This is a genomic window from Buchnera aphidicola (Diuraphis noxia) (assembly GCF_001700895.1).
GTDB classification, from domain to species: domain Bacteria; phylum Pseudomonadota; class Gammaproteobacteria; order Enterobacterales; family Enterobacteriaceae; genus Buchnera; species Buchnera aphidicola_D.
The window spans coordinates 81,419-102,946 of sequence record NZ_CP013259.1 but is presented as its reverse complement, the minus strand read 5'-3'; the positions used below and the strand labels follow the sequence as shown (position 1 = coordinate 102,946).

General features: G+C 24.3%; 20 protein-coding genes and 1 other RNA gene. 8 read left to right on the top strand and 13 right to left on the bottom strand.

The window, feature by feature from the left end; all coding sequences use genetic code 11:
- The first annotated feature begins 1 nt into the window (after nucleotide 1).
- The 3 genes from aroC (at nucleotide 2) to ATN01_RS00470 (ending at nucleotide 2,976) form a co-directional block, all read left to right on the top strand.
- Nucleotides 2–1,063: a chorismate synthase gene (gene aroC / locus ATN01_RS00480; protein WP_075433158.1), complete on the top strand. Its 1,062-nt coding sequence runs from the start codon at nucleotides 2–4 to the stop codon at nucleotides 1,061–1,063.
- A gap of 781 nt (nucleotides 1,064–1,844) precedes the next feature.
- A complete protein-coding gene (gene dapA, locus ATN01_RS00475) occupies nucleotides 1,845–2,729 on the top strand; it encodes a 4-hydroxy-tetrahydrodipicolinate synthase (RefSeq protein ID WP_075433157.1) in 885 nt (294 codons plus the stop codon).
- Nucleotides 2,707–2,976, top strand: a complete 270-nt coding sequence (locus ATN01_RS00470) for a hypothetical protein (RefSeq protein ID WP_075433156.1) — start codon at nucleotides 2,707–2,709, stop codon at nucleotides 2,974–2,976. Before dapA ends, ATN01_RS00470 begins: the two co-directional genes overlap by 23 nt.
- Before the next feature lie 117 nt (nucleotides 2,977–3,093).
- On the opposite strand, the gene dapE is transcribed toward ATN01_RS00470, so the two are convergent.
- From dapE to ATN01_RS00450, 4 genes are all read right to left on the bottom strand, one after another.
- The gene (gene dapE, locus ATN01_RS00465) at nucleotides 3,094–4,221 is read right to left on the bottom strand and encodes a succinyl-diaminopimelate desuccinylase (RefSeq protein WP_075433155.1); all 1,128 of its coding nucleotides are present in this window, start codon (nucleotides 4,219–4,221) and stop codon (nucleotides 3,094–3,096) included.
- Nucleotides 4,222–4,334: 113 nt separating this feature from the next.
- Nucleotides 4,335–6,332 carry a transketolase gene (tkt, locus tag ATN01_RS00460; protein ID WP_075433154.1) on the bottom strand — a complete coding sequence of 666 codons (1,998 nt, stop codon included), beginning with the start codon at nucleotides 6,330–6,332 and terminating at the stop codon, nucleotides 4,335–4,337.
- Nucleotides 6,333–6,380: 48 nt separating this feature from the next.
- A complete protein-coding gene (gene tal / locus ATN01_RS00455; RefSeq protein WP_075433153.1) occupies nucleotides 6,381–7,331 on the bottom strand; it encodes a transaldolase in 951 nt (316 codons plus the stop codon).
- 248 nt (nucleotides 7,332–7,579) lie between these two features.
- Nucleotides 7,580–8,800 carry a beta-ketoacyl synthase N-terminal-like domain-containing protein gene (locus tag ATN01_RS00450; RefSeq protein ID WP_075433152.1) on the bottom strand — a complete coding sequence of 407 codons (1,221 nt, stop codon included), beginning with the start codon at nucleotides 8,798–8,800 and terminating at the stop codon, nucleotides 7,580–7,582.
- 128 nt (nucleotides 8,801–8,928) lie between these two features.
- Between ATN01_RS00450 and rsmI the strand changes: the two genes are divergently transcribed.
- Both rsmI and rnpB read left to right on the top strand, forming a co-directional pair.
- Nucleotides 8,929–9,786 (top strand): 16S rRNA (cytidine(1402)-2'-O)-methyltransferase, encoded by an 858-nt coding sequence (rsmI, locus tag ATN01_RS00445; RefSeq protein ID WP_203415003.1) that lies wholly within the window; start codon nucleotides 8,929–8,931, stop codon nucleotides 9,784–9,786.
- 34 nt (nucleotides 9,787–9,820) lie between these two features.
- Nucleotides 9,821–10,203: RNase P RNA component class A (rnpB, locus tag ATN01_RS00440), an RNA gene on the top strand.
- Between the two features lie 92 nt (nucleotides 10,204–10,295).
- On the opposite strand, the gene pmbA is transcribed toward rnpB, so the two are convergent.
- Nucleotides 10,296–11,636: a metalloprotease PmbA gene (gene pmbA / locus ATN01_RS00435; protein ID WP_075433151.1), complete on the bottom strand. Its 1,341-nt coding sequence runs from the start codon at nucleotides 11,634–11,636 to the stop codon at nucleotides 10,296–10,298.
- 194 nt (nucleotides 11,637–11,830) lie between these two features.
- Between pmbA and ppa the strand changes: the two genes are divergently transcribed.
- Complete coding sequence (gene ppa / locus ATN01_RS00430; RefSeq protein ID WP_075433150.1) at nucleotides 11,831–12,364, top strand: inorganic diphosphatase; 534 nt, start codon at nucleotides 11,831–11,833, stop codon at nucleotides 12,362–12,364.
- 3 nt (nucleotides 12,365–12,367) lie between these two features.
- Here ppa and ATN01_RS00425 read toward each other — a convergent pair whose 3' ends face one another.
- Nucleotides 12,368–15,295 carry a hypothetical protein gene (locus ATN01_RS00425; protein WP_075433149.1) on the bottom strand — a complete coding sequence of 976 codons (2,928 nt, stop codon included), beginning with the start codon at nucleotides 15,293–15,295 and terminating at the stop codon, nucleotides 12,368–12,370.
- A gap of 282 nt (nucleotides 15,296–15,577) precedes the next feature.
- On the opposite strand from ATN01_RS00425, the gene rpmB reads away from it, so the two are divergent.
- On the top strand, nucleotides 15,578–15,802 hold the full coding sequence (gene rpmB, locus ATN01_RS00420) for a 50S ribosomal protein L28 (protein WP_075433148.1): 225 nt from the start codon (nucleotides 15,578–15,580) through the stop codon (nucleotides 15,800–15,802).
- Nucleotides 15,803–15,970 carry a 50S ribosomal protein L33 gene (gene rpmG / locus ATN01_RS00415; RefSeq protein ID WP_075433147.1) on the top strand — a complete coding sequence of 56 codons (168 nt, stop codon included), beginning with the start codon at nucleotides 15,803–15,805 and terminating at the stop codon, nucleotides 15,968–15,970.
- A gap of 120 nt (nucleotides 15,971–16,090) precedes the next feature.
- Here rpmG and fliR read toward each other — a convergent pair whose 3' ends face one another.
- The 7 genes from fliR to ATN01_RS00380 form a co-directional block, all read right to left on the bottom strand.
- Nucleotides 16,091–16,873 (bottom strand): flagellar biosynthetic protein FliR, encoded by a 783-nt coding sequence (gene fliR, locus ATN01_RS00410; RefSeq protein WP_075433146.1) that lies wholly within the window; start codon nucleotides 16,871–16,873, stop codon nucleotides 16,091–16,093.
- A complete protein-coding gene (fliQ, locus tag ATN01_RS00405; RefSeq protein WP_075433145.1) occupies nucleotides 16,873–17,142 on the bottom strand; it encodes a flagellar biosynthesis protein FliQ in 270 nt (89 codons plus the stop codon). The genes fliR and fliQ overlap by 1 nt, the downstream gene beginning before the upstream one ends.
- A gap of 73 nt (nucleotides 17,143–17,215) precedes the next feature.
- Nucleotides 17,216–18,361: a flagellar type III secretion system pore protein FliP gene (gene fliP / locus ATN01_RS03190; protein ID WP_075433144.1), complete on the bottom strand. Its 1,146-nt coding sequence runs from the start codon at nucleotides 18,359–18,361 to the stop codon at nucleotides 17,216–17,218.
- 6 nt (nucleotides 18,362–18,367) lie between these two features.
- Nucleotides 18,368–18,775 (bottom strand): flagellar motor switch protein FliN, encoded by a 408-nt coding sequence (gene fliN / locus ATN01_RS00395; protein ID WP_075433143.1) that lies wholly within the window; start codon nucleotides 18,773–18,775, stop codon nucleotides 18,368–18,370.
- Nucleotides 18,768–19,751 carry a FliM/FliN family flagellar motor switch protein gene (locus ATN01_RS00390; RefSeq protein ID WP_082248317.1) on the bottom strand — a complete coding sequence of 328 codons (984 nt, stop codon included), beginning with the start codon at nucleotides 19,749–19,751 and terminating at the stop codon, nucleotides 18,768–18,770. Before ATN01_RS00390 ends, fliN begins: the two co-directional genes overlap by 8 nt.
- A gap of 97 nt (nucleotides 19,752–19,848) precedes the next feature.
- On the bottom strand, nucleotides 19,849–21,048 hold the full coding sequence (locus ATN01_RS00385; protein ID WP_075433142.1) for a flagellar hook-length control protein FliK: 1,200 nt from the start codon (nucleotides 21,046–21,048) through the stop codon (nucleotides 19,849–19,851).
- Nucleotides 21,049–21,056: 8 nt separating this feature from the next.
- Nucleotides 21,057–21,500, bottom strand: a complete 444-nt coding sequence (locus tag ATN01_RS00380) for a flagellar export protein FliJ (protein WP_075433600.1) — start codon at nucleotides 21,498–21,500, stop codon at nucleotides 21,057–21,059.
- Between the last annotated feature and the right edge of the window lie 28 nt (nucleotides 21,501–21,528).

Genomic DNA, 21,528 nt, shown 5'->3' with positions numbered 1-21,528 from the left:
AATGTCTGGAAATACAATTGGTAAAATATTTTGTGTGACTACTTTTGGAGAATCACACGGAGAAGCATTAGGATGTATAGTTGATGGAACTCCTCCAGGTCTTGAATTATCTTGCGAAGATTTACAAAAAGATTTGAACCGTAGAAGACCTGGGGCTTCTCGGTATACTACTCAGCGATCTGAATTAGACAAAATCCATATACTGTCTGGCGTATTTAATGGTATAACAACGGGCACTAGTATAGGTTTGATCATTTATAATAGTGATCAACGTTCCAAAGATTATGATGATATAAAAAATTTATTTAGACCAGGACATGCTGATTTTACTTATGAAAAAAAATATGGTATTAGAGATTATCGTGGAGGAGGAAGATCTTCTGCACGAGAAACTGCTATGCGAGTTGCAGCAGGAGCAATAGCAAAAAAATATCTTCAAGAAAAATATGGTATCACTATACGTGCATATTTATCATCTATGGGTAATATAGATTGCCCATTTAAATCTTGGGAAGAAGTTGAAAAAAATGATTTTTTTTGCTCTAATTCAGAAAAAATACCAGATCTAAAAAATTTAATTAAAAAATTAAAAAAAACAGGTGATTCTATTGGAGCAAACATAACAGTTATAGCTGAAAAAGTTCCTATAGGTCTAGGAGAACCGGTATTTGATCGTTTAGATGCAGATTTAGCACATGCCTTAATTAGTATCAATGCAGCAAAAGGAATAGAAATTGGAGATGGTTTCTCAGTGGTCAATCAAAAGGGAAGTGAACACCGTGATGAAATCACACATGAAGGATTTTCTAGTAATCACTCTGGTGGTATTTTAGGAGGTATTAGTAATGGTGAAAACATTGTTTTAAAAATAGCTTTTAAACCGACATCTAGTATTAGAAAAAAAGGGAAAACAATTAACAAAGACAATCAACCTGTGGAAATAAATGTAAAAGGTAGACATGATCCCTGCGTAGGTATTAGAGCTGTACCAATAACGGAAGCAATGGTAGCAATTGTTTTAATGGATCATGTATTAAGATTTAAAGCTCAATGTAGTAAATAAGAAATTTTTCAGTCAACTATTTTTAATTCAATGATCGAGCTACTAAATCATATTATTTTAGTAGCTTGTTTTATTTAAAAATGACAATTGTTTTTTAATTGAAATAATTTATGATAATATTACGACTTTGAAAATATTAAAATTCACAACATACATTTTCGAGTATATTAACAAAATTGTTTAACAACTATTTCAATGAATACTATAAAATTTTTTTAAAAACTAAATGATTTACTAAAAAAAATTTTATCAAAAAATAATCAATTAAAAATTTCATATTTTTTAAAAACATAATGTATTAAAACCATTATAACTAATAACTAAATTTTTATATTTTAATTCTTAAAACATTCTATTTTATTACAGGTATTATTATATGAATTTAAATTTTACATTCTTTGAATATAAATAATATTTTAAAATAAACAATCAAAAAAATTTATACCTAAGATATCTAGTAAAGAAATTGACCTTATTATAATTAAGTAATAGAAAAAAAAGATGACAGTATTAAAAAATGACATGTTTTTTTGAATACGCTTCTAATTTAAATTAAAAATAAATATTTAAATAATATACTTATATTAAATATAACAATAATATTTAAAAACTAATTTTATTCTACTATGGAGATACTGAAGTTTTATGATATACATCATATTCTCTAACACTGTTATTTTTCATAAGATATTATTAAAATATTCATTTAAAAATTTATATACTTTTTTAGATATATTTTAAACAGACTGTAAGGTGTTTTTTATGGAGGAGGACAACTATAATGTTCACAGGAAGTATTGTTGCGCTAATCACACCTATGGATGAAAAAGGTCAAATTTGTCGTTCTAGTTTAAAAAAACTAATTAATTATCATATACATAATAAAACTACAGCAATTGTTTCTGTTGGAACTACAGGAGAATCTGCAACACTAAGTCAAGAAGAACATATAAAAGTGGTTATGTTAACTTTAGAATTAGCAGATAATCGTATTCCAATTATCGCAGGAACAGGAGCGAATGCTACTACTGAAGCTATATCTTTAACAAAAAGATTTGAAAAATCTGGCATTGCTGCTTGTCTGACTGTGACACCATATTATAATAGACCTACACAAGAAGGATTATATCAACACTTTAAAGCTATTTCAGAAAACACTGAAATACCACAAATTTTATATAATGTACCTAGTCGGACTGGATGTGATTTACTACCAGAAACAGTGTCAAAATTATCTAATTTTAAGAATATAATAGGGATTAAAGAAGCAACTGGTGATTTGTCAAGAATTAATAAAATTAAAGAATTAATAAAAAACGATTTTTTATTAATTAGTGGAGATGATACAACAGCTTTAGATTTCATGCAATTAGGAGGTCAAGGTGTAATATCAGTAACAGCTAATATTGCTGCAAAAGAAATGATGAAAATTTGTACATATGCGCTCAAAGGAGACTTCATAAAAGCAAGATCTATAAATAAAAGATTGATTTTATTGCATGAAACACTGTTTATAGAACCTAATCCTATTCCAATAAAATGGTTAGCTAGAAAATTAAGATTGATAAAGTATGATACGCTTCGTTTACCAATGACTTTAGCTTCAAATTCTACACAATTAAAACTTGAAAAAGCTATTCAATATGCTAATATTAAAAAATATTAAAAAAAACAAAATATTTTTCAAAATTATCATTACATGCCAAATATTAAATTTATTTTTAATGGCTTCTTGTTCATTAAAAAATGTAGAAAATAATAATAATATTTTGTTTGAAAAAAGTAAAAAAGAATTAAAAAAATTAATAATACCAAAAGGTATTACTCTTCCCAAAAAAAATAAAGAATACGAAATTCCTTATGTAGATAAAGATTTAGAAAAAAAAAATCATGACATATTACCTCCTATATAATGAAAAAATTTCTATATACAAATTTTTAAATTAATTATAATCATATAGAAATTGATGCAGATTATCTTTGCGATATTCTGCATTATTATATATAATATTTAAAAAATTTTTATCATTTCAGATTAATAACTCTTTCATAATATTTTCATACATACATGTTAAAAGATATAAATCAGATATTTTCACACATTCATTAATTTTATGAATTGTATTATTAGTTAATCCTAATTCTACTATTTCAGATCCCATTAGAGCAATAAATCGTCCATCAGATGTTCCTCCAGAAGTAGATAAAACAGGATTTGTCTTATTCAAGCGAATAATAACATTTTTTACAGTATCTACCAAAACGCCTTTTTTCGTAAGAAAAGGTTGACCCGAAAGAAACCATTGAATGGTATAATTAATATTGTTTTCATGTAATACATTTTCAATTTTATTTTTAATTTCTATATCAGAAATCTCTGTATTAAAGCGTACGTTCAACTGTACAAAAAAAGATCCTGGAATAATATTATTAGCACCGTTTCCTGCATGAATGTTTGCAATATTTATAATAGTTGGTGCAAAAAAATCATTTCCATTATCAAACTTTAATGATATTATTTTTAAAATAATAGGTAATCCTTTACGTATAGGATCATCAGCTAAATCAGGATAAGCAATATGTCCTTGTATTCCATGAATAGTTAAATTTGCTGTAATTGATCCACGTCTACCGTTTTTTATTACGTCACCTACTATATTAGTACTGGATGGTTCGCCTACTATACAGTAATCAATCATTTCATCGTTTGATTGCAAATATTCTACTACTTTCACAGTTCCATCAACTGCATTAGATTCTTCATCTGAAGTGATAAGAAAAGATAAGCGTCCATTATGATGAGGAAATTTACTTATAAATTTTTCAGCAGCAATTATCATACAAGATAATGCGCCTTTCATATCTGATGATCCTCTTCCAAATAAAAATCCATTTTTTATGGATGGAATAAATGGAGGCGTACACCAATTTTTTTCTTCACCTGGAGAAACTACATCTGTATGACCTGCAAATGTTAAAGTCTTTCCAGTACCTCTAAACGCCCAAAAATTTTTTGTTTTATTAATATTAATCATTTTAATTTGAAACCCTATTTTACATAGGCGTTTCATAATAATCTCTTGACAACCTAAATCTTGAGGACTAATCGATGGAATGCGAATTAATTCCTGTGCTAATTGAATTATCGGACAAATCATTATTCTTCCTAAATAAATCTTTTATTTATTAAAAAATTTCTATTTTAATGTTACAAATATATGGGGCTATATTTAAGCCCCAAAAACGATTAATACAATCACGAAATAAAAAATTATATTTTTAATAAAATTATTGCTTTTTCAACTATATTATCTACGGTAAAACCAAATTTTTCAAATAAATCTTCTGCAGGAGCCGATTCACCGAAAGTTTTCATTCCAATGATTACCCCATGTTTTCCTACATATTTATACCAAAAATCTTCAATACTAGCTTCTATCGCAATTCTTTTTTTAACATAAGACGGGAATATAGATTCTTTATATGCATTGTCTTGCTTATCAAAAACATTAGTAGAAGGCATTGAAACTACACGCACAGAATATCCCAAAGAAACAATTTTTTCTGCAGCTAATAAAGTAATATATATCTCTGAACCTGTCGATATTAAAATTAAGTCAAGTAATGGTTTAGAATCATATAATATATATGCTCCACGAGATATATTCTTTAATTGTTCAGAATTTCTTGCAGATTGAAATAAAGTTTGTCTTGATAAAATAAGAGCTGTAGGTCCTGATTTTTTCTCAATAGCATTTTTCCAAGCTACTGCAGTTTCTACTTGATCACTAGGGCGCCATACATCTAAATTCGGAGTCATTCTTAAACTAGACAGTTGTTCTATTGGTTGATGAGTAGGGCCGTCTTCACCTAACCCAATAGAATCATGAGTATATACAAAAATATGTTGTGTGTCCATTAAAGAGGCCATACGAACTGCATTACGTGCATATTCAAAAAAAATTAAAAACGTAGCAGTGTATGGAATAAAGCCACCATGATGAAATATACCATTTGCAATAGCAGTCATACCAAACTCACGAACTCCATAATGGATATAGTTACCAGATAAGTTTTTTAAAATAGAATCAGAGCAAGACCATGTAGTTAAATTACTAGGTGACAAATCTGCTGATCCGCCAAGAAGTTCTGGTAACATTTTACCAAACTCTTCTAATGTGTTTTGCGAAGCTTGCCGACTTGCAATATTTTTTGGATTTTTTTGTAAAATAGTAATATAATTCTTCGTTTTTGCATTCCAATTATCAGGTAATTTTTTATGAATTCGTCTTAAATATTCAATTGCTAAACTTGGATAATCAGATTCGTATAAAGCAAATTTTCTATTCCATTCGTTTTCTAATTTTACACCCTGTTTTATAAAGTTCCATTTTTCATAAATATGTTCAGGTATTTCAAAAGCAGGATATTTCCAATTTAATTTTGCTCGTGTCAAAAGAATTTCTGTTTCTCCTAAAGGAGCTCCATGTGATTCTGCAGTTCCTGATTTATTTGGTGATCCAAATCCAATAACTGTACTGCAAATAATAATTGACGGTTTATCTTGTATTAATTTTGCTTTTTCTATACTTTTTTTTATCGATTTTGAATCATGTCCGTCAACTTGATCTACTACATGCCAATTATACGATTCAAAACGTTTTGCTGTATCGTCCGTAAACCAATTAGAAACATGGCCATCTATAGAAATACCATTTTTATCATAAAAAACAATTAATTTACCGAGTTTCAAAGTTCCTGCTAAAGAACAAACTTCATGAGAAATACCTTCCATCAAACAACCATCACCTACAAAAACCCAAGTATAATGATTAACAATATCATAATTTGGTCGATTGAAATAAGAACTTAAGGTTCTTTCTGCAATAGCCATCCCAACAGCATTAGCTAAACCTTGTCCTAATGGACCGGTTGTTACTTCTATACCCGGTGTTTGATTTATTTCAGGGTGTCCTGGAGTTTTTGAATTAAGTTGCCTAAAATTTTTTAATTCCTTTATAGATAATTTATATCCTGTAAGATGTAATAAACTATATAATAACATCGATCCATGTCCATTAGAAAGTATAAAACGATCACGATTACTCCACATGGGATTTTCTGGATTATGTTTTAAAAAATCTCTCCACAACACTTCAGCTATATCTGCCATACCCATAGGCATACCAGGATGACCTGATCGTGCTTTTTGAACAGCATCTATACTAAGAATACGAATAGCGTTAGCTAATTCTCTTCGTGAACACATATATTTTCCTTATCAATAAAAAATAATTGTCAATATTTTTGAATAAATTTACATTTTTTTAGAAAGTATTTTTTCTAAAAGTAATTGATCTCTTCCAAAATTTCGTATACCTTCAGATAATTTTTCTACAGCCATAGCATCTTGATTATGTTCCCATCTAAATTCTTCCTCAGAAAGTGGTTGAGGCGGAGTTAAAAAGGTATTATGGGGAATAAGTTTTCTTTCTAATTTTTGAGTATTAGATTGCAACTGGTCTAATAATATTGGTGAAATAGTTAATCGATCACATCCAGATAAATACAATATTTGTTGTATATTACGAAAACTTGCACCCATAATTATAGTTTTATAATTATGTTTTTTATAATATTCGTATATTTTACAAACTGACATGACACCAGGATCTTTTTCTATAGAAGATTTTGATATTAAATTTTGAGCAACATACCAATCATAAATTCGTCCAACAAATGGTGAAATTAAAAATACGTTTGCTTCTGCACAAGCACGCGCTTGAGCAAAAGAAAATAAAAGTGTTAAATTACAAAGAATATTTTCTTTTTGTAATTCTTCTGCAGCCTTTATAGATTCCCATGTAGCTGCTAATTTAATTAAAACACGATTTCTTGTAACGCCTTGTTGTTCATACAAATAAATTATTTTTTTAGCTCTTAAAATACATTTTTCTTTACTAAAAGATAAACGAGCATCAACTTCACTAGAAATATACCCAGGAATGTATTTTAAAATTTCTACTCCAAGATCAACTAATATTTTATCACTAGCATTAATAATTTGATCTTTATATAATCCTCCTTTCATTTTTCCATATTTTATAGCCTGATCAACAAAATGTTGATTATTTTTTAAATTTATTGCTTGAAGTATTAAAGATGGATTTGTAGTTGCATCATCTGGTTGATATTTACATATAGATTTTATATCACTAGTATCTGCAACAATAGTTGTAAATTGCTTTAATGCATTCAATTGATTCATTGTTTAGTTCTCTGTCTTAGTAAAATAAAAAGATATTAAAATCATATTTTAAAAACATATTTTTTATTTAAAAATAATTAATAATTAATTTTTCATAAGAAAAAATCATTTTAATACTGTAAATATTAAAATGATTTTTTGTTGTAAAACATTTAAAAAAACCTTAATTAGTTTATGAAACTATCTTTTTTATACTACATATAAAATAAAAAATGCTATATATACTAAACATATTAAATATAACAATGTTAATATTTTTTTAGTATTAATGAAACATTAGTACCACCAAAACCAAAACTATTAGACATTGCTGTACTAATTTCTATATCAATAGTTTTTTGAACAATATTCATGTTCTTTGCATATGGTTCTAATTTTTCAATGTTAATTGTTGGTGCTATAAAATTATACTTAAACATTAGTAGTATATAAATAATTTCATGTACTCCTGATGCACCCAATGAATGCCCAGTTATTGACTTTGTTGCAGAAATCATTGGAAGTTTTTCTTTATTAAAAACTTTTTTAATTGCTTTTAACTCTATTAAATCACCAATTTGAGTAGAAGTTCCATGTACATTAAGATAATCAATAGGGATATCATTTTCTTTTTTAGCTAAATTCATACAACGAACTGCTCCTCTTCCTGAGGGTACAAACATACTATCACCATCAGACGTAGTGGAATATGCAATAATCTCTGCATAAATATTAGCGGCACGAGATAAAGCAAAGTTTAATTCTTCAATCACTAATATCCCTGCCCCTTCTGAAATAACAAATCCATCACGATGGATATCGTATACACGCGATGCTATTTTAGGATTATTATTAAAATTAGAAGATAAAACTTTCATTGTATCAAATTCACGAGCCAATGCTATATTAACATTGTCTCCACCACCTGCAAAAATAACATCTTGTTTTCCGGATCTAATTAATTCAAATGCATGACCAATACAATGAGCCGAAGTAGAACATGCTGAACTAATAGAATAACTTATCCCATAAATTTTAAAAAAAGTAGACAAACATGCTGACATGTTAGAAGGCATTTTTTTAAAGACAAAATAAGGACTAATAGAATTTAAATAATCTATATTTTTCGTAGTAGTTGTGCAATCATATGCATCATTTTTTGAAAAACCACATCCTGAACCAGTAATTAATCCTACACGGGGATTTTTTTGATATTGTATAATCTTTATTTTAGCGTCTTTAATAGCTGCTTTCATAGATAAAAAAGAATATTTAGAGGCATTATTCATAAAACGTAAACTTTTTTGATTTATTTTCTTGATCTCTTTTAATTGAACATTACCCCATATTTGACTGCGCATGTGTAATTTTTTCATTTCATCTGAAAAAGTAATACCTGAATTACCGTTATATAAAGATGTCAGTACTTCCTTTTTATTATTACCTATACTTGAAACAATACCAAAACCTGTAATAACTACTCGTTTCACTAGCGATCCTTAAAATAAAAAATATGTGTATAATTTAAATTTACACACAAAAAAATATTGTATATATTTTAAATATAATTTTTATATTCAATAAAATTACAATGATGAATATTTAAAAAAAAAATTATATGAAAAAAATGAATCAAATAAACAATGGTATACTTTATATCGTACCAACACCAATCGGTAATCTTTTAGATATAACTCACAGAGCGTTGGAAATATTAAAAAATGTTAATTTAATTGCAGCAGAAAATATTAGACATACTAATATTTTACTACAAAATTTTAATATTAAAAACAATCTAATATTAATGAATAAAGATAATGAAAAAAAACAAAGTAACAATTTAATTGAAAAATTAAAAACAGGAAAAAACATAGCTTTAGTTTCAAATGCAGGTACACCTGTGATTAACGATCCTGGTCATTTATTAATCAAAAAATGTCATTTTTTTAATATTAATATCATTCCGCTTCCAGGTCCTTGTTCTGCTATTACAGCATTAAGTGCCTCTGGAATCACTAATAATCGTTTTTGCTACGAAGGATTTCTTCCTTCAAAAAAGAAAAAACGATGCGATTTGTTATTATCTTTAAAAGAAGAAACACGAACAATGATTTTTTATGAATCAAAATATAGAATCCTTGAAACCATAAAAGATATAATAGAACAAATAGATAAATACAGACATATAGTAATTGCTAGAGAGATAACAAAAAAATGGGAATCTATATATGGAACGCAAGCAAATTTAATGCTCAATTGGCTTCAAGAAGATAAAAATCGTTATAAAGGAGAAATAATAATAATTGTTGAAGGTTTTAAAAAAACTAAAATTGATCATTTATCAAATGAAATATTAAATACATTTATACTACTAAGACAATCTTTATCGTTGAAAAAAGCTGTTTTAATTACTTCACAAATATATAAAATTAGTAAAAATTATTTATATCAAAAAATGATTCAAAAAGAAAAGTGACAAATTCGTCTAGATCATGTAAAATTTTATGTTTGAAGTTGACCAAACAGTCGCTGTTTAGTTTTATGAAAAATTAAAAAGAGGAAAGTCCGGGCTCCAGAGAGCAGGGTGCCAGATAATATCTGGAAAGCGTAAGCTTATGACTAGTGCAACAGAAAAAAAACCACCTATTTTTTAAAAAGTTTTATATTTTTTAAAAAAATATGGCCAGGGTGAAAAGGGGTGGTAAGAGCACACCGCATAATTGGTAACAATTTATGGCATTGTAAACTCCACCCGGAGCAAAGCCAAATATAGGTCGTTTTCTGTATTGCTCGTACTCTATAAACCTGGGTAGGCTGCTTGAGTTAATAAGTGATTATTAACCTAGATGAATGACTGTTAAAACAGAACCCGGCTTACAGGTCAACTTCATTAAAAAAATTAGTTTAGTTTAATAAATAAAATTAAAATTTTATAAAGGTAATAAATCTATTACCTTTAATAAATTTGATAAAATTAAAAATCTGTTAATTACCTGAAACTTGTATTTCCGATACAAATATTGAACCACACTGAATGTTATTACGTATATCAATATCATTACTAATATTAATGATATCATTCCAGATATCTCTTAAATTCCCAGATATTGTAATTTCATTTACAGGATAAGAAACCTCTCCTTTTTCCACATAAAAACCTATTGCACCACGTGAATAATTTCCACTTACGATATCAACTCCTTGTCCCATTAACTCAGTAACTAATAAACCTTGATCCATTTTTTTTAGTAATTCTCTGAAAGAGATATCATTGTATGATACTATCCAATTAAAAATTCCACCGGCATTACCTGTAGTTTCTAAGTCAAGTCTTCTAGCGTTATAAGTATTCAATAACCAAGTTTTTAATATTCCATTTTTAATAATATATTTATATTGTGTAGATACACCTTCATTGTCAAATGGTTTACTACCTAAACCTTTTTTTAAATGCGGTTTCTCTTCGATATTTAACCACTTAGGAAAAATTCTTTTTTCTAAATCATTAATTAAAAACGTAGATTTTTGATAAACATTATCACCACTAATAGCATTGGCAAGATGAGAAAAAAAAATATGAGCTATTTCCGCTGAAAAAATGATTGGACATTTTCTAGTGTGTATTTTTTGTGATCCTAATCGAGATATGGCACGAGTAGCAGTACTTTTTCCAAGCGTTTCTGGTTTTTCTAAGTCATTTATCTTTCTAGCAACAGAATAATCAAAATCTCTTTGCATGGAATTACTATCTTGAGCAATCATACAATTATAAGTTGAATAACGGGTAGAGGTGTATTTTTCTAACATACCTAAACTATTTCCAAAAACATTTATTGTCATATGACTATTAAAAAAACTACCTTCACTATTAACAATCCGTTTGTCAAATTTAAAAGCTTCTTGTTCAGAAGAAGTAACAAGCTTAATTATATTTTTTATGCTTAATTCAGATGGATGAAATAAATCGAGATCTAATGCACGAAAACATAATAACTGTAAATTTGGTAATCCTGAGAAAAAATCAGAAGAAGAATATTTTGAAATATTAATAGCTGTATCTAACATATTTTTAATACCATTGATACTAAAATCTTTTGAAGATACACAAGCTTTAGAAAATTTATTATACACAGTAATAAATAATGTATTATCACTATTAAATTGAACATTTTCAATAATACTATTTCTCACATTAACACTAATGCCTATTATTTTTTTTATAAAAACTTCAATCGCAGTTGTTTTATTCTGAGCTATTTGCAATGTGTTTTTTACTGTATCTAACAAGAATTTTTCTTCATTTTTTATTTCTTGTATTGAGTGCATGTATACATCCTTAAAAATATGCTTTTATGTAATTAACATTATATAAAAATTTATTTAAAATTAAAATAAATTACTTTAGATAAAGTATAGATATAATAATTTTCGAATGTTATTATTTATTACAGAGTTATATTTTTATTGATATAAAAAACTCAACTAATAACATATATAATAATATTTTTTAAGGAATAACAATGAATTTTAAAAAAGTGATTGCAGGTAATGACATACCTAATGATATATACGTAATTATAGAAATTCCATTGAATTCTTCTCCAATAAAATATGAGATAGATAAAGAGTCAGGAGTTCTTTTTGTAGATCGATTTATCTCGACACCAATGTTTTATCCCTGTAACTATGGATACATTAATCAAACTTTATCTTTAGATGGAGATCCTTTAGATGTATTAGTACCGTCTTATTATCCTATACAATCTAACTGTGTTATTCATTGCAAACCTATCGGAATATTAAAAATGTGCGATGAATCAGGATCAGATGATAAAATAATAGCAGTACCAAGTAGTAAAATTTGTATAGAATACGAATATATAAACAATATATCAGATATATCAACGTTATTAAAAAATCAAATTTCTCATTTTTTTGAACATTACAAAAAACTAGAAAAAAGAAAATGGGTCAAAATTATAGGATGGGGAGATTGTCAAGATGCAAAATCAGAAATCATTGCCTCATATAATCGTGCTCAAAAATTAGTTTAATATTTAATTGAAACTATTTTTAAAATCAAATAAAAAATTTTTTTCGTTAATTTGAAAATAAAAAAAAGCAAGCTTTATATATCCAGTTAAATCATATTTTGAAAATAAATAATGTAAATTTAAATAAGAAGAAAATTTAAATGTTATTTTTGGGAAAATAGCTATTGCTATTTTTTCACTTTTAAATGATAAATTCCATTCTGTATTATTAGATTGTGTTAAATTTGGATTTAAAGTGAATACTATATCAGCTTTTTTTATTAAAATTGATTGATTAATTGTGATCAAATTTATTTTTTCTAAAAAATAAGGAAAAACTACAGTGAAATATTTTAATATATTATTACCTTTAATAAAAATATCTTGAAGCTCTATATTAGCTGATATTTTAGGTCGAAAAAAACTGCCAAAAAACACTATACGACTTTTAAATGCACCTATTGCTATATCAAATCCTTCAGAAAAAAAATTAATAATAGAACTAGGAATTTTAGAAATTACACATGTTCCTTGTATATTTTTTTTATTATAAACATCTATAATGTTTAAATATCCAGAAATATTTGTTTTTTTCTTTGCATTTATTAACTCGTTCCATACCCAGCGACTTTTCAATTTATTTTTGTTTAAATGAATAGATAATTTAATATCATCTATATGATTAAAAAAATTCTTGTTTAAAGTAGTGTTTCTTAATTTTATATCATGAGCATTTAATAACAATCTTCCATCAGTAATGTTTTTTCTAAACATCCATTTTAATTTTGTATTTATAGAAAGTTGTGTTTGAAACTGTATACAAGATTGACGCAATATATTAGATAAATAATTATTTGCCTTATAAAAAAAAGAAAAAAAATTATGTTTTTTTTTCAAACTATTTTGACAATCATTATCTTTTGAGTTTTTTATATGATAAACATGAAGTAAAACGCTATCTTTGATAGAAATATTTCCTAAAAAAGTTTGAATATTTGCTTTTTTAAAAAAAATGTGCCAGTTTTTTTCTTTATGATCGTAAAAAGTATCAATAACTAAATTTATATATAATTCATGATTTTTTAATACGAAAAAAAATGTTTTCTTATTATTATACCAGTGAGTTTTTAAAAACAAAGAATTAATCTGAAAACTAAAAAAATTCATTTTTTTTGCATTTAATAAAATTGTCCCTGAATACTGATTTTGAATATTGATATTCGTAAATATTTTTAATGAACTTAAAAAAATATTATTCGTACTGATATTGTGTCCATAAGTTTTGCTATTTATCATAATAGGAAATATATAATCACCACAGATATTAAATGTAGATTTAATTTTTCCTTTCAAATTTGGCAAAAAATAATCTAAATTATCAGCATAAATAGAAGAATTAATATTAAATGTTTTTCCCAATGTTCCCTCTAAGTACAATTTATTTTTGCCGAAAATAAACTCTATCCCAGGAATATCTAGAATATTAAAATTCTTATAATTTAAAGAACCTAATATAGAAAGCTGTTTATTCATTAAATTACCATTTAAATGTATGTTAGAAAAATACATATTATGTATATTATTATTAATTTCTCCTATTAAATTCATTTTTCCTATTAATTTTAAAAAATATTGAGTATCTATTATTGTATTGTTTAAATAATCTTCTTTTGTTTGTAATATTTTTCCTTTAATAGGAAAAAATTCAATTTTTTTTAAAGATATATTTTTTAAGTTACCGTTTCCTTTAATTTTAATAAAACTTGATGGTATACCTTTCATATTAAAAATATTTTCTAATAAAAAGACATAATGATCTGAATTTCCTTTTAACATTGCATGTAAATTTTTAACATCTAAAATAATATTTTTTTTTAAAGAAAAAAACAAACGTTTAATTTTTAAGTTTAAGTGAAATGAATGAATAAAATTATTTAAAAAAACTATACCAGAAATATTAAATTTATATAAATTATTACATTGTAAATTAAATTTAAGTTTTTTATCTAAATCACCTTTTAATAAAACGTTTAAAAATTTATTATGAAATCTTGGTATTAATATTTTATTATGGATACTGTATGAAATACGGTGATTATCATGTAATATAATGTTGCCATAAGATTGTAATCTTAAAAAACTAGAATTTACTTTAATTTTATGTATTTTTAAAACATTTTTTTTTAATTTAGCTGATAATTTTATCTTAAAAACATTTATATTGCGATAATTGATAAAATTGATCTTTTTGCATTTTAAAGATATTAAATTAAAATTTATCGGAAGAAAATTTTTTTTTTGAGCAGAAAAAATAGGTAGAAAATCATAAATTTTTTTATTTTTAAATAAACTTTTTATAGTAATTAAATTATTTTTTTTAAATTGTTTTTTTAATTTTTTTTTTGATAATGCTATCTGAATATGATCAATATCAGTAGGAAATATAATGATATTACCATTTGAAATATGTATACTAGTTAAAACATTTGATAGACCAATACTCGTTTGAGATGTTTTAATTATTACATTATTTATATGTATTTTCTGAAAGAAGAGAGAATGTTTAATAGATTGATATTTTCCGAAAAAATTATTCGATAATTCTTTTTTAACAAAATTAATATTTTTATTTTTTTTAAACGAAATAATTAATTTTTCTGTTTCAATATTTTTGATAACTGTAGAAATGTTAAATAAAGATTTACAATCTAAAACTACATGTATACGATTAGCTGTCATAGAAGTATTAAACATGTTATAATTAACGTTTTTTAATGTAAAATCATGCCAATTTCCAGATACTTCTTCAACCTTTAATCCTAAAAAAAAACGACTAGTTAAACTAAAAATCCATTGAAATCCTATATTACTTTCTATAAATAATAAAAAAACAAGAAATAAAATAGAAAAAAATATTGAAAACCTAGATAAGTATTTATGGTATATACTCATAAAAAAATTTTCCTGATTAATATTCACTTATATATAAACATTAAAGAACCAATAATAGTATTCTTATATTCAAATATTCAAATAATATTCTAATACTTATAAACTATTGTTTTCAAAAATTCATTTAATTTGTTAAGAAATACACATAAAAAATATGATGTAATATAAAAAAATGCAGAAAAATTAAACAACTACTATAGTTTTTTATAATATGCTAAAATATTTTTATCGATTAATATATAAAGATAAAAAATATTAATTTTTTAATTTAAGAGAAAAAATATGTCACGTATATGTCAAATAACTGGAAAAAAAAGAATGATTGGTAACAATCGATCACATGCAATGAATGCAACAAAAAGAAAATTTTTAATTAATATTCAATACCACCGATTTTGGATTGCTGATGAAAAAAGATTTATTAAACTACGTGTTTCAGCTAATGGCATGCGTTATATTAATAAGAAAGGAATTGAAACTATAATAAAAAAAATCAAGGATAAATAAATGGCTAAAAAAAATCGTGAAAAAATCAAAATGATATCATCCGCAGGAACTGGTCACTATTATACTACTACTAAAAACAAAAGAAACACGCCAGATAAGTTAAAATTTAAAAAATATGATCCTATCATTCGCAGACATGTTTTATACCATGAAGGCAAAATTAAATAAAAATTTTCATTAAAAATTATTCTGATAAAAATATTAAAGTATAATTTTTAAAAAAATTATACTTTAATCATATTTTTTTATGTATGTAAAGAAAAGATAATATTATTCATTGATTGAAAATTATCCAGATACATTTAATAATGTCTGAGATATAAAAAATATTGATTCATGTAATAACTTTTTAAAATAAGGAAATGTAACAGATATTAAAAAATATAATGATAATATGCCAGTTAATAAATTTAATGGAAAACCAATTGAAAAAATAGATATCTGAGGAGATAAACGATTTAATATACTCATAATAAAACTAAGTGTTAAAAAAATAATTATAATTGGTAAAACAAATAAAATACTATTTAAAAAAATATGACTAGAAAATTTTAATAAAGTAAAAAAAATATTTGAGTTTAAAAGATAATTATCAATAGGCATACTATAAAAACTATCAATCAACATAGAAATGAAATAAAGATGCGCATTAATAACTAAAAAAAACAATAACATCAAAATATTCAATAAACGAGATATTATAGAAGTACCAATATAACTATTTGGATTAAAAAAAGTTGCAAATGATAAACCTATTTGCAAACCTATTATTTCTCCAGATAAATTAGCCGCAACAAATAATAATTGTACAGTAAAACCTAAAACAACACCAATTAATATTTGCTGAAATAGTAACACAAAACCAATATCTGAAAACAATACAGTTTGAACTTTAGGTAAAAATGGAGATATTAAAAAACTGATCATAGCAGATAAAATGATTTTATTTTTTTTATTAAACAATTTGTCATTAAAAATAGGTGCTATTGAAACAAAAGATAAAATACGAACCATGGGCCAAAAAAAATTACTAATCAATGTCATTAATTGAAAACTATTAAATGTCAACATTATTTTATAACCAATGGTATATTATTAAATAAATTATGCATATAATCTAGCATTATACCTAACATCCAAGGTCCTAGTATCGCTATGACTCCTAAAACAGAAATAATCTTAGGAATAAAAGATAAAGTTTGCTCGTTGATTTGAGTAGCTGCTTGCAAAATACTGATAATTAAACCACTAATTAAAGCAGCTAATAATAATGGTGATGCAAGAATTAATGTAATTTTCATGGCATCATGAAATAATTCCATTACATATCCCGATGTCATAAACATCTCCACTTAATAAAATTCATATAAAAATATTTAATAATATGTACACCACATTTATGCAAAAATTGCATTATATATTAAAACTTTGTGCTAAAGAAGAAATTAATAATTGCCATCCATCAACTAATACAAACAACATTAATTTAAAAGGTAAAGAGATCGTTGAAGGCGGAACCATCATCATACCAAGAGCCATTAATACACTTGCTACAACTAAATCAATAATTAAAAATGGTATAAAAATAGTAAAACCAATTTGAAATGCTGTTTTAAGTTCACTAGTGATAAATGACGGTAATAAAACACGCATTGGGATTTCATTTTTATTTTTGTAAGAAGAAATATGCGCTAATTTAGAAAATAATTCTAAATCAGGTGTCCGTGTTTGATTTAACATAAATTTTTTTAAAGGCTCAGAACCTTTTAAGATGGCATCTTCCATATTTATTTTTTCTTCACTAAATGGAATATAAGCTTCTTGATACACTTTATCAAAAGTTGGAGACATAATAAAAAACGTTAAAAATAGCGCCAATCCAATTAATATTTGATTTGGTGGTGCATATGGTGTGCCTAATGCGTTACGTAGTAAACCAAAAACAATAACAATTCTTGTGAAACTAGTCATCATTAAAACAAATGCAGGAAGAAAAGTTAATGATGTTAAAAAAACTAACGTTTGTACTGGAACAGACCATGTTTGCCCTCCATTTTCCAAAAGATGACTTGTTAACCCGGGAATTTCTGCGCGAACAGTTGGACAAAACAATAAAAAAAATAAAAAAGGAATAATTCGATAAAACATTATTTTTTTCCAGAATTTTTTAGAAAATTTTTTTAAAGTATTACTAAAAAAATTTTTTTTTGAAAAAGTAATATTATTTGTCTTTTTTTCTAGTTTATCTATGTCTAAAATAGACGAAATAGTATGTAAATGAGTAATATTTTTAGACGTCACACCTAATATTAACTTTGATTTTTCTATCTGTATTATAACCACAGATTCATGTGGTCCAAGAGATAGCCTGTCCACAATTTTCATACATGAAATTAAATTATTAATCTTAAAAAAAGATATCTTTTTTAAGATCCAACTAAAAATTAATATTAGTAATATTATTTGTGATAATGAACTTGTTATTTGAAAAAATTTTTCACTATTAAGTATCGGTGAAAAAGTGCTGAATATTAATTCAGAAGATACATTATTTTTCATAAAATTTTAAATTTCAGATGACATCTTTAAAGTTTGTAAAGAATTTTTTATATTCATAATACGCAGACCATATTTATTTTCTAAAACTACAATCTCACCGCGGGCAATTAAATTACCATTTAAATAAATATTTAAAGGTTCTTTTATTGATTTATCTAAAATCAACATACTTCCTTTAGATAAATTCAGAAAATCTTTAATTTTTATTTTTGATTTTCCTAATTCCACTGTGATTTTAATAGATGTGTTTAATAAAATATCTTTATTTTTTAATAATTCTTGAGAGTCTTTTAATGTATCTTGTTTATTATCTTGTTGAGGTGTTTTATTTTTATTAAATCTTTTTCGTGGGAATTCATCTTTTTTAGTATCAATTGATATATCATGATTAGAATTTTTTTGTATATTACTCATTCACGTGTTCCTTGTCCTTTTTAATTTCTGAGTTATCAATAAATTTCTCTATAAAGAAAATACATTTTTCATTAAATCTTTTATATTTTCCAGAAAATACAGGTTGATCTTCTAAAAACCCTATAACTGTATTAGGATTATCAATTAATAAAACATCCCCTATCAATAAAGAATTCAATTTTTTATAAGAGATAAAAATATCATGAATTCTAAATTTAATATCTAATTCCACATTATATATATTTTTAAAAGTAGTATAATTCACAAGATTTTTTTCTATCAATGTATTTTGATGAATTGTATTTTTATTTTCATTATTTGTACTTGTAGTAGAGATAATTTTTTTTTCACTGATTTTTGTTATGATAGATAATGGTAGTAAAATACTAAAAGATACTGGTATATCATATATATTAAAGTTAAAATTATTGATCAAAAAAAATTCATGATAATTAAAATCAGGTGTTTTAAAATTTAAAAACAGTTTCATGTTCATATATTTTATATCTAAAGAAAAAAATTTTTTAAAACTATAAAAAAAACAGTTCATTATAGAATCAGTTATCTTTTTATTAATTAGTTTTTCAGTTAGTGTAAAGTTATCTTTTTTATCAGTTTGTTCTATTAAATCCCCACGACCTCCAAATAGAAGATCTATGAAAATAGATAAAAAATTAGAAGAAAAAATTAAAAAGAATTGATTTTTAAAAGGTAGTACTTCAATTGAATTTAACAAACTAAAATTTTTTAGATTTTTTTTATTTTGATTTAAAAATGACTCTATTTGCACACTATACGAAATATATTTAATATTTTTTTTAACAAACTCAGAAAGATATATTTCAATTTTATTAGAAAAGTAATTATTAACTTTTTCTAGTATTTTAATGTCTTCTTTTTTTAAAAATTTATGTAAATTTTTTTCGTTTTGATAAACCTTTTTTTGTTCATTATGTAAATTCTTACTTTTCCCCATTTATACACCTCAAAGGTAAAAGTCATTATAAGATAAAAAACTTAATATTTTAAAGTATGATCATTTATATTGATTTTTTTTTTCAAAAAATCTTATATTAGATATATATATCAACTGCATTTTTTTTTATATTTTTTTTATGAAAATCAAATTCTTTTTCTAATGCATAGTCATAAAAAACATTTTTATAATTTTTTTTTCTTTCGTTTTTTGATAAATTAAAAATTTTAACTTTTTCTAATTTAATGCCATTTTTTTTTAGTGAATTGCGTAAAAAAGATAGATGAGCATGTAAAAAATCTATCACTGATTGATGCATAGAAAAAAAATCTAATTTCAAATTATTTTGTTTCATATTAATTTTAATTAATATAGAACCTAAAAATGTTGGATTTAAATAAATTTCTTCTTGATTATTTTTATTAGCAATAGATAACAGTATTTTTTGACTAATTAATTTTTTCCATTTCACACTATTGTGTGTATCATCTACAAACAACGATTTTAGATCTGATTGAATATTTTCTCGTTTATCGATTTTTCTTAAAAAATTGATTTCATGTACTAAATTATCAATTTTACTCATATTTTTGAAAATAGATGAATTATTTATATTACTTTTATGATGTTGAGTAGATTGAAAATATGCACAATCTTGAACAAAAACTGTATTTTTTTTATCTTCAATATTTTTGACATAAACATTGTTAAAATGAAATGTATTTTTTTTATGTTCATCAGATTTATTTTTAACATTTATTAAATATAAGTTATTTAATATATTTGGATCATTTTTCATATAATTGTTTCGTAAGTATAGATTTCGATGATCATATATATTATTATGCAATATTTTTGTATTTAATAGTTCAGGTTTTTCTTGGTTTGTTAATGTGTTCTTATGATCTGTATCATCTATAGATTTTATATAATTTTTTTTACTTTGATTAATATACTTATCTGTTTTTTTTTTTATATTATTGTTTATGTTTTGATTTTCTTTGTCTTTTTTAAAAAACTCTAGATCGTCAAAACTTAAAGTTCTATCTTTATAAGATAGAATATTCAGATAGTGATTAATTAAAAAATTAGAAAAGATACAATCTGTATCATGTTGTTTTTCTTTTTTAAAAATATTATCAAATTTTATTGTTTTATTCATTAAAGATTTATTTAGTTTTTCACAAAACAATTCTGATGTTTCTAATGTATTATCAATATAAAAATTTTTATCTTGTAAATCAACAAAAGAAGAAAAGTTTTTCAATACTGAAATAGTATCAATAATTTTGAACATGAAAATTATTATCCTTTTTTGAAAGATTTTAATTGAATATAATCGTTATTGAATTTGTTTTCTTGATATTTTTTTATTTTCAACATTATTTTTTTATTTTTTAAGTTTAAGTTGTTCCATAATTTTATTCTATTTGTGTTTAAATGCCAAGATTTTAAACTGTTTGCTATAATTTTTTTATTACACTGAACTATATTTTCGTTATTGTTGATAATTTTTTTTAAAACAGAAATAAAAACATTATAATTTTTCCATTCATTTACACAAATTCCTGATTTTACTTTTGCATACATCGTTTTTGTGTATTCTTTTTCATAATTATACAACAATTGTAATTGTTCAATAGTTTGTTTATTTTTTTCTTTTGTATATTTAATTTTAATTAATTCTTTTTCTGATTTAATTTTTTCTATTTTTTCTAAAATAGAAAATATAATTTTTTTAGATTTCATATATATTGATACATCCAAAACTTTTTTA